Below are 14,446 nucleotides of genomic sequence, written 5' to 3'. Positions count from 1 at the left end.
CGGCGGCAATGCCGGAAACGTTGTTAGTGCCCGGGATGCAGGGCGTCGTTGAGATACATGCAGGTCAGCACGGCAAAGACATAGGCCTGCAGGAAGGCGACCAGCAGCTCCAGCGCCGTCAGCGCCACGGCCATCGCCAGCGGCAGAACCGAGCCCGCCACGCCGACCGCGCCGAGCGCGCTCAGGCTGACGACAAAGCCCGAGAACACTTTCAGCGTAATGTGACCGGCGAGCATGTTGGCGAACAGACGAACCGAGAGGCTGACCGGGCGCGAGACGAAGGAAATCACTTCGATCAGCACCACCAGCGGCAGCAGGTAAACCGGCACGCCATGCGGGACGAACAGCTTCAGGAAGCCAAAACCGTGCTTGGTGAAGCCGTAAGCGACGACCGTTCCGATCACCAGCGCCGCAAGGCCGAAGGTGACAATGATGTGGCTGGTGACGGTGAAGAAATACGGGAACAGCCCAAGCAGGTTGCCGACCAGCACGAACATGAACAGCGAGAACACGAAGGGGAAGAACTTCATGCCCTGCGTTCCCGCGGCGTCCCTCAGCATATTGCCGACAAATTCATAGGCCATTTCCGAGACCGACTGAAGGCGGCCCGGAACGAGGCTGCGGCTCGATGTGCTGAGATAGAGAAACGCCGATGCGACAGCAACCGTCGCAACCATGAACAATGCCGAATTGGTAAAGGACAGGTCGTAACCGCCGATATTGATCGGAATCAGCTTGGTAATATGGAACTGGTGGATCGGATCGACCTTGTCAGCAGCCACGTTCACATCCCCATCAAAAGCCGCACGCGGCTTTAGCGTCCTGTTCAATGCGCCGGCATGCGGCGCCTCAATTCATTCTTTCGGATCGCGCGGCTTGTCGCCCGTTCCGAATTCCGACACAAGCCCGGCTGAACGCAGGACATTGAGCACGCCTGCGCCAAAACCCAGCAGCAGCCCGACTATCAGACCCCATGGCGATGTCCCCGCCACGCGATCGATAAACCAGCCGAGAGCCGCACCGACCACTATCCCGGCGATGAACTCGCTGGACAGCTTGAGCGCCTGGCCGTACCCGACCGCACTGCCCGCTTTCGCGTCGTCTTTCCCCTCGAGCCGATCCGGCCGCCTTGTCGCAAGCGATGCTTCAAGGTCGCGCCGGCGGCGCTCAAGATCGTCGTCGCGGTTGTCGGCTTCATGCTGCTTGCCGCGGCCGGTTTTTCCGGTTCCGTCTGGCCCATTCTTGTCGGCCACGCAACCCCCCTGCCCGGTCAGACCGTCACCGTCCGTCCGCTTCTTAAAGTCGCCGGCAACATAGTTAGAGGGTCCGCGCCCGTCAAGCCACGGGCGGACGTTCAAGCTCAAGTATTTTTTTGTTATAAATCAGCTACTTGCTTGGGTGCGACATCGTGCCCGACACGGGTCCCCGGCATGCTGCGGCCGAATCCCCACGGCGACGGGTCTTCGATCGGCCGCTCTCGCGCGAAAGATGCAAGGGCTACCCGAGCACTCAGCTCCAGCCGCCGCCATAGGTGCGGTAGAAGATGTGCAGGCCGATCCTGGTCATTTTCTGCATCGTCCGCGCCCAGCCCGGATGGACGTAGTTGGCGTAATAATGGGTCGACGAGCCGACTTCCGGAATGAAGATCTTGCCGGCTGTGACGGCCATGGCGACATCCTGGGCGGTCTTATAGGAGGCGGGATTGTCGATGCGCTTCTTCCTGCCGTCACAGGCGAAGGAAAACTGGCAGCGGTTGAACCAGTTGTCGTTCTGGTAGACGACGCCGCAGATCGAGTTCGGATAGGCCGGGTTGCGGACGCGGTTGAGGATGACCTGAGCGACGGCGGCCTGGCCACGCACGGATTCGCCGCGCGCCTCGAAATAGATGCCGTTGGCGAGACAAGCCTGCTCCGGTTCGGAAAAGACGCTCGCCGGCAGCGGCGTCTGCATCCACGAATGATCGCCCTTGCTCAGCGGTGGAATGAAGCGGCCATCGTTCGGGTCCTCGTCCTGCAGCAAGGCCTCGAAAGGCGACGCCTTGGCGTAATCGGGGGCCGACGAGGCATAGGCGGTCGCCAGCACGTCGGGATGATCGTTGTTGACCAGCGCGGCAAGCATCGCCGGCACGCCGGGATCCGGCTTCTTGTCGGCGCGCGTGTGGAAGGCTGCGGCGATCTGGATTTCCTTGCCTTTGATCTCGGGCTTGGCGAAAGCCATCCTCAGGCCGCTGTCCATGCTTGGGCGGAGCAGTGAGGAGGTGCGCTCGAAGATTGACCCGGCGTTGAAGTTCTTCGGCGGCGAGACGGGCGAGACCTGGATGATGCGGCCCTTCTTGTCGGCGCGGATGATGCGGTCCTCGTCCGGCGTCGTGCCGGCGACGCTGCCCTTGCCGCGAAACGACACGGCACCGATGCCCGGCAACTGGACGCCGGAGCCGGAGAGCGAGCCGGTGCTGCTGGAATCGACGAACGGCATTTCGGCGGCGTGGACGGAACCGGCGACGGATTTCTCGACATAGGCGTTCCAGCGGACGCTCGGCGCCTCGAGGCCGGAGACCAGGCTGGTCATGTCCTGATAGGCGGTGACGGTCGGAAAGCCGACCCAGATGCCAAGGCCAATAATGAACGGAGACAGGAAGGAACGCTTTTTCTCACCGGCGGCGGCGATAAGCCGCGTCAAAACACGTCGATGCACGGAACTCTCCAGAAACGCAACGGACCCCACTGGAGAGCTACAATGATGCATTAACCTTGATGGGGCGTTAACAGCTTAGCACGTTGTTTTCCCATCTCATGTCGAAGTCAGGCGCTTTTGCGGCCATCGCTTGACGGAAGAAAGATCGGCCAGGCGATCAGTGCGCAAATGGCCGCAGCCAGCCAAACGCCTGCCCACGAGCAGAGCACGAGAAGCCCGGGAATGGCGATCGGCACCAGGAAAAACGCGATGAAGACCAGGCTGTTGGCGAGGCCGAGTGCCGTTCCGGCCTGGCTTGCGCCGGCCAGCGTCGCCAGTTCGGTATAGGCGACGCCATGCCAGGAGGAGACGCAGACGCCGGCCACGACCAGCACCGCGACGATCGCCGGCGACAGCATCGGTGCTTGTGTGGTGGCGGACAACAGAACCATCCCCGCAAGCACGGTGAAGGCGATCACGCTCAGCATACTGCAGAGACGCAGGAACGACCGGCGGTTGCCGTGACGGTCGGTGTAGCGGCCGCTCCAGACGCGCATCACCATGGCGCCGACCTGCACGGCAGCCAGGCTGGCGCTGATCACGGCTGTCCCCCTGCCGGCGAAATCATGCAGGAAAACGGAAGCAAAGGTGAGCACCGCCACCTGCGGAAAGCACAGCAGGCCGATGGCTGTTGCGATGCGCCAGACGGCTAGGTTGCGCAGTGGCGCCGGGCCAGCCGGCAATGCCGTGCTGCCCGAATTGGCATCGTCATGCGCCGGCGGCTGATGCAGCCAACGCCAGGCGAGCGAGGTCGAGACGACGGATGCAGCCGCCAACAGGCCGAACACCGCCGCGAAGCCATGGACTGAGGCGAGCGACGGCAGCACCAGCGCGCCAAGCCCGCCGCCAAGCGGCACCGCCGTCTGCCTGATGCTCATGGCAAAGCCGCGCTCGCCTTCGCCGAACCAGGCCATGATGGCGCGGCCGCTGGAGCCGTTGACGCTGCCGCCGAGCAATCCGGTGACCAGCAGAGCAGCGGCCAGAAGCGCGATGCTGGGAATATGGGCTGGTGACGGCACGACCAGCGCGGCCATGACAAGCAGCCACACCGCGGTTGCGCCGACCCCGGTCAGCAGCACGCGGCGGTCGCCCCAGCGATCGGTCAGCAGCCCCCACGGCAATTCGCTCAGCGCCACGCCCAGGCCGAGAAGGCCAAGCGCCAGGCCGAGTTCGCCATTGGAGAGATGGTAGCCCGAGCGCAGGAACACCGCCGTCGCCGGAATGCCGGAGAAGGTCGCGGAAAAGCAGGCATTGGCGGCGACGCCGATGCCCAGCACCTTCCAGCGATGATTGGCTCGAGGCACCGCCGCCTCTGACGGGGTGGTAACGGCGGCCGGGCGAAGCGGTTTGCAATCTGCTCGTGTGGCGACAGCGGACATGGTTCAGCTCCTGCATGGGCCGGCTGCATTCGGTCTTGACGCGCTGTCTCTACCGCCATAGCTTCGTACTGAATATCAGGAAATTTTTGACGTAATGTCCCAAATATCAGGATTATTGCCATGCGACGCGTGACATTCGATCTCGATGTCCTGCGCAGCTTCGTCACCGGCATGGAGCTGGGCAGTTTCGCCAAGGCCGCCGACCGGCTCGGCCGTTCGACCTCGGCAATCAGCGCGCAATTGAAGAAACTGGAGGAGCAGGCGGTGACGCCGATCTTCCGCAAATCGGGACGCGGCCTGGCGCTGACGGAGGCGGGCGAGACCATGCTCGGCTATGCGCGCCGGCTGATCGAGCTCAATGACGAGGCCGCCTCCGCCATCCACGATGTGGAGCTGGAGGGCTGGGTACGGCTTGGATTGCAGGAGGATTTCGGCGAGGCGGTGCTGCCGGAAGTGCTCGGGCGCTTCGCCCGCGCCCATCCCAAGGTCAAGATCGAAGCCAGGATTGCGCGCAGCTACGAGCTTGCCGAACGGATCACCTCGGGCAGCCTGGATATCGCGCTTGCCTGGCACAATGGCGCGACGCTGCCTTGCAGCCGGCATGTCGCCGACGTCCAGATGCGCTGGATCGGCCCGGCAAGACAGATCGAAACCAGCCTGCGCGAAGGCGAGCCGTTAGCGCTGGTGGCGCTCGAGGCGCCGTGCCTGCTGCGCAGCGTGGCGACTGAAACGCTGGACCGTGCCGGCCTGTCATGGCGGATGGCCTTCTCCAGCCCGAGCCTTGGCGGCATCTGGGCAGCCGTCGCCGCCGGACTCGGACTGACGATCCGCACCGATATCGGCCTGCCGGCCACCGTCAGGGCGATGACGCCGGAGATCGCCGGGCTGCCCGCCTTGCCCAAGATGGCGCTGTTCCTGCATCGCAAGGAGGCCGAGCCCGACGCGGTCGCGGCGCGGCTTGGCGACATCCTGCTGCAGGCAGCGCTGGAAGCGTTGCCGCAAGGTGCGCGGATGGATGAGGGGCTAAGAGACGTCGCTTAGGTTTCGACAAGACAGTTTTGAGGCGACGTCGCAGGACTTCCGAAGGCACAGCGATCCAGAACCGCACATCCTGCGTCGAATTTCTTCACACCCCCCTCTGTCCTGCCGGACATCTCCCCCTCAAGGGGGGAGATTGCCAGCTTCGTTCTTGGCACCTTTCTTGCAACGTTAGAGATTGGCGAAGGCATTCGCGAAATCCAATCTCCCCCCTTGCGGGGGAGATGTCCGGCAGGACAGAGGGGGTGCTGTCCCGCCAGCGTTAGCAAAGATCCTGCACCGCAACGGCGCTCTTGCGTTACTCCCGAGCCGAGCGCAGGCGCAGCGCCCCTGAAAGCTCCCCTCAGTGGCGCTTCTTGGCCCTGCCGGCGAACGGGTTGTCCGAAGTGCGCAAGGCGATGCGGATCGGCACGCCGGGCATGTCGAAAGCCTCGCGCAGGCTGTTCGAGAGATAGCGGACATAGGATTGCGGCATCGCATCGGGGCGAGAGCAGGAGACGACGAAGCCCGGCGGCCGCGTCTTGGCCTGCGTGACATATTTGATCTTCAGCCGACGCCCGTCATCGGCGAGCGGTCTCTTGCTTCAATGAGGTTTTTCGGTGGCGTGCTGCGGTCAGGGGCTAATTCCCCGAGGGCCCCGGCGTAGCTGAATCTGGCGGGTACCGCAGCATTTCTTGAACTTCATACCTGAACCGCAAGGACATTGATCATTGCCGCCGCGTTGCAGCCGGCCGACCAGGGGCAGCAGCGCTGCGGAAGGCAGGAGCGCTGCCGCAAGGGCAGCCAACTTGGCCGAGATTCCCGGTACGACGAGGCGACGACCGGATTTGAACCCTCGCCACGCCCGTTCAGCCACATACTCCGGATCCACCTTGGGCAAGATGTTGAAGAGCACCGTCTGATTGGCGCCTGACCTTGCGAGAAACTCCGTCGACACCGGGCCTGGTGCAACGCATGTGACCGTCACACCGGTTCGGCGCAATTCCTGGTGAAGCGCCTCTGAGAAGAAGCGCACGAAAGCTTTGCTAGCGAAGTACAGAGCCATATAAGGCCCGGGAACGAACCCGGCCACGGAACTGAGATTGAGCACCCCGCCCCGTCGGCGCGCCACCATTCCCGGCAGAAAATGGAGGGTCAGTTCTGTGAGGGAATGTATGTTGAGATCGATGATGCCGAGTTGACCATCAATAGGCAGCGCCGTCGTCGCGCCCCGCAGGCCATAGCCGGCGCTGTTGACCAGGACATCACAGACCAGGCCGTGTGCGGACAGGAAGCCCTCCAGGCGCGTTGGCGCATCGCCTGCCACGAGATCCAACTCGAGCGTGAATGCCTCGCCACCCCTCTCCCGAACCTCAGACGCCGCAGCGGCCAAACCCTCGGGCGAGCGGGCAACCAGCACAACCGCACCGCGCTCCCGTGCAGCGACGCTCGCAATTGCCCGGCCAATTCCACCCGAGCCGCCAATCACGACGACGGCTGGCCGGAATTCACAGCGCGAAATCATGTCGCGTTCCTCTGTCCTGCAGGAGCGGCAACACTTTGATCGAGCAGCATCACTTCATTGGCGACAATGCCGTTCAGGATCTTTTCGAATCTCTCCAGTGCTCGTGCAACGTTCGCTCCATCCATGACCCGGTGATCGTAGTGGATGCGGACATTCACCGATCCGTCTTTGCCGATGGGACCGTAGTTGAGAAGCGTGGTCAATGGTGTCAGCGGGTTGAGTGATTCCGCACCGAGACCAGAATAGACGGACAGTTGGAAGGTACCGAAGTAATTTGACCTTTGCCGGGCGATGTTCAACCCTAGCCACATAAGCAGCCACCTGACTGGCGCGGGCGCACCTGCCATGCGCAAGGCACGCCGGAACTCCGGGACCTCCAGGATCGGCCGTGATCGAGCCGCGTGGATGGATCCCTCAAGTTCCGTGATGGAGTAGCGCTCCGGGCGCTTGATGCAGCTCAGCAGAACGGCCGGCTCGCCATCATATTCGCGCTCGTGGGCAATCGAGGCTACGCTTGCCGGATACTCGTAAAGCTGCGGCCAGGGCAACTTGACATAGGCGCGCCGCAGCTCCGGCATCTCTAGGGCGAGAAGCGCATATCCTTTCAGGAAGATCGCGGTCCACGAGGGCCTGGCCTGCTGCGCCATCCTAGCCCTTACGAGTGGGCCGAGGTTCATCTGACGCTGCACCGCGACCCGTGGCACGCCGATCGAAAACCTCATCAGATCGCCAACAAGGCGCCGGGGCGCGGAAAGCTTGAGGGCTCGGCCTCGCATCAAACGTACCTCTAATAAAGATAAGGGAATATTCGCTTGGTCTTTTCCATATAGGCACGGTATTGCGGGCCGAAATTCTCCAGCATCATACGCTCTTCCTCGTCCACTCTCAGCAGGAAAAGGACTGCGAACCCAATCAAACCCGATATGCCCGCAATCCAGTTCGGCAGCAGAAAGACCTGGCCGAGCCCCATAAGCAGGAAAGAGGTGTACATAGGGTGACGGACCAAGGCGTATGGCCCGGCGCTGACCAGTTCATGCCGTTCGCGGATCTCCAGCGTAATCGACCAGTTCCGGCCAAGTTCCTTGTGGGACCTGCGAAAAACCCATAGCGCGGAGCAGAAGATGATTGTGCCGAGAGCCACGGCCCACGCGCTGGCCGGGTGGTCAGCCGCTGCGGGCATGCCGGTGACAACATAGAAGGCAGGCAGGATTGCGAGGCCAAACAGAGCAGATGCAAGCCCGACGATGTCGGAACGTGAGCGGTAGCCAGTTACAATTCGCACGCGCCTTGCCCGGCGCTCGAAGGGATACCGGATCACGTACCAAGCAACGATGCCGATTACCCAAATGACCTCGCCAAGTGAGGCTGCCGCAATGCTCACTTCAGGTCACCAGCGCCCTTTCTGCGATCGCGACTGTAGCAGTTGCCCCTGAGTATGGCCAGTTCACCCATCGCCTCGATTTCGTCACCGGCCGACCTTCAGGCGCAGCGATCCTCTCCGAGTTAGTCCGCAGACGCGAAAGCCGGAGGGGCAGTACCGATCGCATTCGGTCCCATTCATCCCTCGAATCTTGGTTATGTATTCATCTCCCGAAGCTCGGTTATGAATTGTTGCGGCCGGAGCTGAATGGCGGGAGTCTTATATCCCATGGAATGAGCGATGTCCGCCACGAAGCCGTTGCAGTTCAAGACCGTCGCCTGCCAGACATGCGAGCTCGCCTGCAGCTTGCGGATGTAGGCAACGACTTTGTCGTATTCGGCCCGGGTCAATATGATTTGCCAGCTTGCGGATCTGTATGGTTCTTCCAGATCACCGTCGCTCCACCCGGTTTCGGCTGGCACCGGCACGATATGGCCCAGAACATAGGGAACCGCACTGTTCGAAGCCGGGTGAAGGCCCGCGACTTGGGGATCGATCATTCTCCCGGCCCGGTCCAGGCGCCCAAAAACTGCGTAGGTGTGGCCGTAGCTTAGGGCGTAGCGGGAGCGGAACTCGATGAAGTACCGCTCGTCGTTTTTTTGAGGCGCAGCTCCGCCATCGGCATAAGATACGAAATTCGGCTGGGGCGGCAGGTCTTTCGTCTGACATGCCGCTGCCGGGAGGGCCACCAACGCCACAAGCAAGAGACGGCTACTTACAAGCGTCATCGCCGCGTCCATTCCCGAACTTCACGAAGCACAGACCTAATAACGGCCTATGCCCGCCAACCGCGCCGTATGCTATGAAGCCGGCCAAAGCCCCGGCTGCGTATATATGGGGAAGGGCTTGGCACCCCTTCCCCATACAAGCCGGTCCTTACTTAATCACTGGTTCCTCTACCGGAGCGGGTGCCGGAGCCTTACCCTTTCCTTTGCCGATCCAGTCGTTCGCGCAGCCGCTCAGGCTGGCAACGGCGAGCACAGTAACCATTGCAATCAATATCCTGTTCATCAAGCAATCCTTTCCCCGGGGGCGGAATAGCCTATAGAATCGCCACAACTAGAACGATATGCAGCCCCACCAAGTTAGCTGCGATCTACACCAACGCCTAGTGCAGAAATGACACAGTTGGCACCCGGTTGCCGGCGGCACCTTTGCGGTGACGTGCTGGCAGGGTTCACCATCCAACGGAGATCAAGCCTGCCCACCATCAAACAACCACCACCGTCGTGCCCAAAGGAGTACGGTCGTAGAGGTCAATGACGTCGTCATTTATCATACGGATGCACCCGTTCGATACCGCTGTGCCTATCGTCCATGGCTCGTTTGTACCATGTATCCGGAAGTGGGTGTCGTGCCCGTCGCGATAGAGATAAAGGGCACGCGCACCAAGCGGGTTGTTTGGTCCGCCAGGGACCCCCCCTGCATACTGCACCAGGCGCGGCTTGCGCTTCATCATGCTGGCGGTGGGTGTCCACGACGGCCAGTCCGCCTTGCGGCCGACGGTCGCTGTACCCTTGAACGAAAGTCCCTGCTCGCCGACGCCGACGCCGTAGCGCGTCGCCCACCCGTCCGTCTCGACGGCATAGAGAAAACGTTGCGAAGTATCGACGACGATTGTTCCGGCCGGCTCGTTTCCGTCGTACCGCACATGCTGCCGTCGGTAACGAGGATTCAGGCCACGCCTTGGTCCGAACGCGGATGAAATCGACGTACATCCGGAGACCATCAGAGCCAGACTACCCAGCACGAGCCCCCGGCGCGCAATGTGGTGTTCTTCCATTTCTACCTGCTAGGAAACTGGTCATCTACCGCCGCCCTCGTCTCTACCATTCCAAGGGCTGCGGGCCAAGTCTCGCTGTGTGGTGGCAAAAATGAATTCACAGGATTGACAAGCGAATTGGAGCGAAACTTCTTGCGATAACCGTCTGCCTCTGTTTCGGTTATGTCAAAATGGGCATAGGACAGAGACGATGAAGCCTGACTTCCATAGTAAAGTCGCGATTGTGACCGGCGCAGGCTCCGGAATAGGAGCCGCTGTTTCACGGCAACTCGCGCAAGGAGGAGCCGAGGTTGTTGTCGCCGACCTTGATGCCGAGGCCGCGCAGTGCAAAGCCGCCGAAATAAGCTCGCAAGGAGGCAGGGCCTACGACTTTGCGGTAGATGTCACGGATGCAGCAGCCGTGGAAAAGCTGATCGAGTTCACTGTCCAGAAATGCGGCGGACTGGATATGGCGGTAAACAATGCAGGTATCGACGGCGTTCGAAAAGCAACGGCAGACTATCCGCTCGACAACTGGCACAAGCTGATAAACGTCAATCTTAATGGCGTTTTCTACAGCATGAAGTACGAAATCGCCGCGATGCTGGATCGAGGCGGAGGCGCCATCGTGAACATGTCCTCCGTTCTCGGTTCCGTCGGCTTGCCAACTGCGTCCGCATACACGGCAGCGAAACACGGAGTCGTTGGACTAACCAAAGTTGCGGCGATCGAATATGCCAGGATGGGCATCCGGATCAATGTAGTCGGCCCCGGCTGGATCGAAACGCCTCTTTTATCGGAGCAAATGGAGGCATTAGCCAGCCGGCGCATGGCAGGTCTTCAGCCGATGGGCAGGCGCGGGAAACCGGAAGAGGTAGCGGCTCTTGTATGCTTCCTCTTGTCCGACCAGGCCAGCTTTATCACTGGGAGCTACCATCTGGTGGACGGAGCTTACACCGCCCATTAGGTGCAGAGGCTGCCCCCACTCGCGCCGGCCACCGTCAGGGCGATGACGCCGGAGATCGCCGGGCTGCCCGCACTGCCTGAGATGGGCCTGTTGCCGCATCGCAAGGAAGGCCGAGCCAGACCCGGTGGCGGCGCGACTTGCCGACATCCTGCTGCAGGTGTCGGTGGAATCGCCTTCCCGAAAATGTGCAGGCGCTGCCCGCGAGCGGCCTGCGGAGCGTAGCCTGATGCTGGCGCCCAGAAGACGCGCAGCTCAGCGGCGCTTCTTCGCCTTGCTGGCGAACGGGTTCTCCGAGGTGCGCAAGGCGATGCGGATCGGCACGCCAGGCATGTCGAAAGCCTCGCGCAGGCTGTTCGAGAGATAGCGGACATAGGATTGCGGCATCGCGTCCGGCCGTGAGCAGGAGACGACGAAGCCCGGCGGCCGCGTCTTGGCCTGCGTGACGTATTTGATCTTCAGCCGGCGTCCGGCGACGGCGGGCGGCGGATGATGCGCCAAAATACCTTCCAGCCAGCGGTTGAGCTTGCCGGTCGAGACACGGCTGTTCCAGACCTTGTGCGTCCTGATCACCGCATCCATCAGTTTGTCGAGGCCGCGGCCGGTCTCGGCTGACACCGGCACCGCCTGCATGCCGCGCGCCTGCGGCAACAGCCGCTCGGTTTTTTCGCGCAGCTCGGCCAGCAACTCCTGGGGATGGTCGATCAGGTCCCATTTGTTGAAGGCGATCACCGGGGCACGGCCCTCGCGGATGATCAGGTCGGCGATCTGCAGATCCTGCTTCTCGAAGGGAATAGTCGCGTCGAGCACGATGATGACGATCTCGGCAAAGCGGATGGCGCGCAAGCCGTCCTGCACCGACATCACCTCGAGCTTTTCGTGGATCCTAGCCTTGCGGCGCATGCCTGCGGTGTCGAACAGTTTCAACCGGCGGCCATGCCAGTCCCAGTCGACAGAAATGGAATCGCGGGTGATACCGGCCTCGGGGCCGGTCAACAGCCGCTCCTCGCCGATCAGCGCGTTGATCAGCGTCGACTTGCCGGCGTTGGGACGGCCGACGACGGCGATGCGCATCGGCTTGGTATCGTCATAGCTCGGCTCGGCGTCCGGGTCAGTGATGTCTTCGCCGATCAGCACCTCGCTGGCGGCGATCTCCTCCTCGCCGGCCTCTTCGTCCTCGCCGAAGGCGCGCGCCTCGCCCAGTGCCGCGATCACCGCATCGCGCAAATCGGGCAGGCCCTGGCCATGTTCGGCCGAGACCGGGATCGGCTCGCCAAGGCCGAGTTCCCATGCCTCCAGCATGCCGCCTTGGGCGCCGCGCGCCTCGGCCTTGTTGGCCACGACGACAACCGGCTTGCCGGATTTGCGCACGATCTCGGCGAAGGTCTTGTCGTCGGGCATCAGCCCGGACTTGGCATCGATCGTGAAAAAGATCAGGTCGGCCTCGCGGATGGCGATCTCGGTCTGGGCGCGCATGCGGCCGGGCAGCGTCGAAGCAGCAGCATCTTCGAAGCCGGCGGTGTCGATAACGTCGAAATGCAGATCGTAGAGCTTGGCGGCGTGGACACGGCGATCGCGGGTGACGCCGGGTGTGTCGTCGACAAGCGCCAGCTTCCTTCCCACCAGCCGATTGAAAAGGGTCGATTTGCCGACGTTAGGCCGGCCGATGATGGCGACTTTGAAGGTCATCCGGCCCTACATCTGCTATGCATGTCGTTGTCCCAAAACCGCTGCGCACTTTTGGGCGACATGCATTACGATACACCGCCCGAGCCGCGGATCAGCTCGGACATCAACGTTGCCCGCTCGCGCGTGTTGCGCGGGGCGCCGTCATCCGCGGCGATCTGGTCGAACAGCTTCAACGCGTCCGCCGCCTTGCCTTCCTTCCAGGCGGCAAGGCCGAGCGCCTCGCGCGCCGTATGGCGCAGCGTGTTGGTGTCGGCGGTGAGCGACTCGACGCGGCTGGAGACATCGGCGAAAGAGCCGTGATCGACCAGAAGCAGCGCGGCCCTGAGGCGCGCCATGTCGCGAATGCCGAAGGGGATCTTGGTGTCGGCGGCGACCTCGTCGAAATCCTTGACGGCGGCGTCGACGTCGCCCTTGTCCGCCTTGACGGTTGCCGCGCGCATGCGGGCGAGCAGCGGATAGGCGCCGTAGCCATCCTTCTCCAACGCCTCCAGAGCGGCAAGCGCCTCGTCGTTCTTGCCGTCATTGGCGAGCTTGAGCGCCTGCGAAAAAGCATCGCCCGAGCGGTTGGCGCGGGTCTCGTCCCAATAGCGGTAGCCGACCACGGCAGCAGTGCCGAGCACCACCAGCACAGCCAGCACGAGCAAGGCGGGACCGAAACGGTCCCACAGCGCATGCGCCTGGTCGCGACGAATCTCTTCGTTGACTTCGCGGATAAAACTGTCGTCCGACATGGATCAAAACCATTCATGCCCCGGGCGGGGCGGTTGATGAGCCCGCGTTTTAGCGAAATTTTGCCGGCATGGAAGGGGTTCGGCAGGAAAATCGCCCATTCATGCGGCAGCCGCCGCCAACGGCGGCCGCACAGGTCGATCGCACCCGTGCCATATTTCACCGGTAGGCGGTGCTTCTATATTCCTTGATCCGGTCAGATGCCTTTGCCCCGTTTGTCCCGCGTTGTTGCGTTGTCGATTGCCGCGCTTGCTACCGGCGCGGCTTTTGCCGACCCGCCGGCGGCGCCGGCAAAACCGAAGCAGACCGTCATCATCTCGTTCGACAGCGCCCGCGACATTTCGCAATGGCAGCGCAGCCGGGCGCTGGCCCAGCGCACAGGCGCGCATTTCACCTATTTCGTCTCCTGCGTGTTCCTGCTGTCACCCGAGACGCGCAAGGAATACACCGCGCCGGGCAAAACGGCCGGCAAATCGAATATCGGCTTTGGCGCCTCCAAACAGGAAGTTGCCGAGCGGCTCGAGCAGATCAACCTCGCCGCCAGGGAAGGCCACGACATCGGCAGCCATGGCTGTGGTCATTTCGATGGCAAGGACTGGAGCAAGGCCGACTGGCTGAGCGAGTTCGGCTCGTTCAAGCACATTCTCGAAAACGCCTATTCGATCAACGGCATCGCACCCGAACCAAAGGGCTGGCGCGATTTCGCAGGCAAGGCAGTGGTCGGATTCCGCGCGCCCTATCTGTCGGCAAACACGGCGCTTTACGAGGCGCTGCCCGTGGCCGGCTTCCTGCTCGACGCAAGCGGCGTTTCGCGTGGGCCGGTCGAGCCGCCGACTGTCAACGGCATCACGCGCTTTTCGCTGCCGCAGATCCCGGAAGGGCCGAGTTCAAGGCGGGTGATCGCCATGGATTACAATCTCTATGTCAGACATTCCGGCGGCTTCGAGCGGCCGAGCATGGCAGAAGAGTTCGCCGACCGGACCTATCAGGCCTTTCGCGCCGCCTTCGATGCGCAATACCAGGGCAAGCGCATCCCGCTTGAGCTCGGCTTCCACTTCACGCTGATGAACGACGGCGCCTACTGGAACGCGCTGGAGCGCTTTGCCGGCGAGGTCTGCGTCAAGGCGGACGTCGAGTGCATCAGTTTTCGCGATTATATTTCGCGGCACCGCGCAGACGAAAAGCAAGCGGCGGTGGGCGGCTGAGCCGCAGCGATCGCGGCCCGCCA

General features: G+C 62.4%; 15 protein-coding genes and 1 pseudogene. 3 read left to right on the top strand and 13 right to left on the bottom strand.

All coding sequences use genetic code 11. The features are described from left to right. Positions 1-23 precede the first annotated feature (23 nt). The 4 genes from NKJ08_RS08425 to NKJ08_RS08410 form a co-directional block, all read right to left on the bottom strand. Positions 24-782 (bottom strand): F0F1 ATP synthase subunit A, encoded by a 759-nt coding sequence (locus tag NKJ08_RS08425; protein ID WP_352529284.1) that lies wholly within the window; start codon positions 780-782, stop codon positions 24-26. 72 nt (positions 783-854) lie between these two features. Then, the gene (locus tag NKJ08_RS08420) at positions 855-1,253 is read right to left on the bottom strand and encodes an AtpZ/AtpI family protein (RefSeq protein ID WP_352529286.1); all 399 of its coding nucleotides are present in this window, start codon (positions 1,251-1,253) and stop codon (positions 855-857) included. 256 nt (positions 1,254-1,509) lie between these two features. Continuing rightward, positions 1,510-2,694 carry a cell wall hydrolase gene (locus tag NKJ08_RS08415; RefSeq protein WP_352529288.1) on the bottom strand — a complete coding sequence of 395 codons (1,185 nt, stop codon included), beginning with the start codon at positions 2,692-2,694 and terminating at the stop codon, positions 1,510-1,512. A gap of 107 nt (positions 2,695-2,801) precedes the next feature. After that, positions 2,802-4,112, bottom strand: a complete 1,311-nt coding sequence (locus tag NKJ08_RS08410; protein ID WP_352781627.1) for an MFS transporter — start codon at positions 4,110-4,112, stop codon at positions 2,802-2,804. A gap of 120 nt (positions 4,113-4,232) precedes the next feature. On the opposite strand from NKJ08_RS08410, the gene NKJ08_RS08405 reads away from it, so the two are divergent. Then, complete coding sequence (locus tag NKJ08_RS08405; RefSeq protein WP_352529292.1) at positions 4,233-5,153, top strand: LysR substrate-binding domain-containing protein; 921 nt, start codon at positions 4,233-4,235, stop codon at positions 5,151-5,153. 340 nt (positions 5,154-5,493) lie between these two features. Here NKJ08_RS08405 and NKJ08_RS08400 read toward each other — a convergent pair. The 7 genes and pseudogenes from NKJ08_RS08400 to NKJ08_RS08370 all read right to left on the bottom strand — a co-directional run. Next, positions 5,494-5,724: pseudogene (locus NKJ08_RS08400) on the bottom strand (ribosome biogenesis GTPase Der); the annotation flags it as partial. Positions 5,725-5,763: 39 nt separating this feature from the next. Further along, complete coding sequence (locus NKJ08_RS08395; RefSeq protein ID WP_352449937.1) at positions 5,764-6,654, bottom strand: SDR family NAD(P)-dependent oxidoreductase; 891 nt, start codon at positions 6,652-6,654, stop codon at positions 5,764-5,766. Next, positions 6,651-7,430 (bottom strand): hypothetical protein, encoded by a 780-nt coding sequence (locus tag NKJ08_RS08390; RefSeq protein ID WP_352449938.1) that lies wholly within the window; start codon positions 7,428-7,430, stop codon positions 6,651-6,653. The genes NKJ08_RS08395 and NKJ08_RS08390 overlap by 4 nt, the downstream gene beginning before the upstream one ends. A gap of 11 nt (positions 7,431-7,441) precedes the next feature. Continuing rightward, positions 7,442-8,029: a protein-S-isoprenylcysteine O-methyltransferase gene (locus tag NKJ08_RS08385; protein ID WP_352449963.1), complete on the bottom strand. Its 588-nt coding sequence runs from the start codon at positions 8,027-8,029 to the stop codon at positions 7,442-7,444. Between the two features lie 200 nt (positions 8,030-8,229). Next, positions 8,230-8,802, bottom strand: coding sequence for a hypothetical protein (locus NKJ08_RS08380; protein ID WP_352529312.1), 573 nt, complete (start codon positions 8,800-8,802; stop codon positions 8,230-8,232). Positions 8,803-8,950: 148 nt separating this feature from the next. Next, positions 8,951-9,085 (bottom strand): ABC transporter, encoded by a 135-nt coding sequence (locus tag NKJ08_RS08375; RefSeq protein WP_352449939.1) that lies wholly within the window; start codon positions 9,083-9,085, stop codon positions 8,951-8,953. A 199-nt stretch (positions 9,086-9,284) separates the two neighbouring features. Beyond that, positions 9,285-9,857, bottom strand: coding sequence for a L,D-transpeptidase (locus NKJ08_RS08370; protein ID WP_352449940.1), 573 nt, complete (start codon positions 9,855-9,857; stop codon positions 9,285-9,287). Positions 9,858-10,047: 190 nt separating this feature from the next. Between NKJ08_RS08370 and NKJ08_RS08365 the strand changes: the two genes are divergently transcribed. After that, complete coding sequence (locus NKJ08_RS08365; RefSeq protein WP_352449941.1) at positions 10,048-10,803, top strand: SDR family NAD(P)-dependent oxidoreductase; 756 nt, start codon at positions 10,048-10,050, stop codon at positions 10,801-10,803. Positions 10,804-11,055: 252 nt separating this feature from the next. Here the strand turns inward: NKJ08_RS08365 and der are convergent, their stop codons facing one another. Both der and NKJ08_RS08355 read right to left on the bottom strand, forming a co-directional pair. Continuing rightward, positions 11,056-12,489, bottom strand: coding sequence for a ribosome biogenesis GTPase Der (gene der, locus NKJ08_RS08360; protein ID WP_352529294.1), 1,434 nt, complete (start codon positions 12,487-12,489; stop codon positions 11,056-11,058). A 65-nt stretch (positions 12,490-12,554) separates the two neighbouring features. Further along, the gene (locus NKJ08_RS08355) at positions 12,555-13,220 is read right to left on the bottom strand and encodes a tetratricopeptide repeat protein (RefSeq protein ID WP_352529296.1); all 666 of its coding nucleotides are present in this window, start codon (positions 13,218-13,220) and stop codon (positions 12,555-12,557) included. 204 nt (positions 13,221-13,424) lie between these two features. Here NKJ08_RS08355 and NKJ08_RS08350 point away from each other — a divergent pair, with 204 nt between their 5' ends. Continuing rightward, a complete protein-coding gene (locus NKJ08_RS08350; protein WP_352529314.1) occupies positions 13,425-14,423 on the top strand; it encodes a polysaccharide deacetylase family protein in 999 nt (332 codons plus the stop codon). Positions 14,424-14,446: the final 23 nt, after the last annotated feature.

The organism is Mesorhizobium sp. M0244 (assembly GCF_040321795.1).
Lineage (GTDB): Bacteria > Pseudomonadota > Alphaproteobacteria > Rhizobiales > Rhizobiaceae > Mesorhizobium.
The sequence above is the reverse complement of the archived record's forward strand: the minus strand, read 5'-3'. Positions and strand labels throughout refer to the sequence as shown.

Coding starts and splice junctions, on each gene's coding strand:
- NKJ08_RS08370 (WP_352449940.1), bottom strand. CDS start 9,857: ATGGAAGAACACCACATTGCGCGCCGGGGGCTCGTGCTGGGTAGTCTG.
- NKJ08_RS08405 (WP_352529292.1), top strand. CDS start 4,233: ATGCGACGCGTGACATTCGATCTCGATGTCCTGCGCAGCTTCGTCACC.
- NKJ08_RS08390 (WP_352449938.1), bottom strand. CDS start 7,430: ATGCGAGGCCGAGCCCTCAAGCTTTCCGCGCCCCGGCGCCTTGTTGGC.
- NKJ08_RS08395 (WP_352449937.1), bottom strand. CDS start 6,654: ATGATTTCGCGCTGTGAATTCCGGCCAGCCGTCGTCGTGATTGGCGGC.
- NKJ08_RS08380 (WP_352529312.1), bottom strand. CDS start 8,802: ATGACGCTTGTAAGTAGCCGTCTCTTGCTTGTGGCGTTGGTGGCCCTC.
- NKJ08_RS08375 (WP_352449939.1), bottom strand. CDS start 9,085: ATGAACAGGATATTGATTGCAATGGTTACTGTGCTCGCCGTTGCCAGC.
- der (WP_352529294.1), bottom strand. CDS start 12,489: ATGACCTTCAAAGTCGCCATCATCGGCCGGCCTAACGTCGGCAAATCG.
- NKJ08_RS08365 (WP_352449941.1), top strand. CDS start 10,048: ATGAAGCCTGACTTCCATAGTAAAGTCGCGATTGTGACCGGCGCAGGC.
- NKJ08_RS08410 (WP_352781627.1), bottom strand. CDS start 4,112: ATGTCCGCTGTCGCCACACGAGCAGATTGCAAACCGCTTCGCCCGGCC.
- NKJ08_RS08355 (WP_352529296.1), bottom strand. CDS start 13,220: ATGTCGGACGACAGTTTTATCCGCGAAGTCAACGAAGAGATTCGTCGC.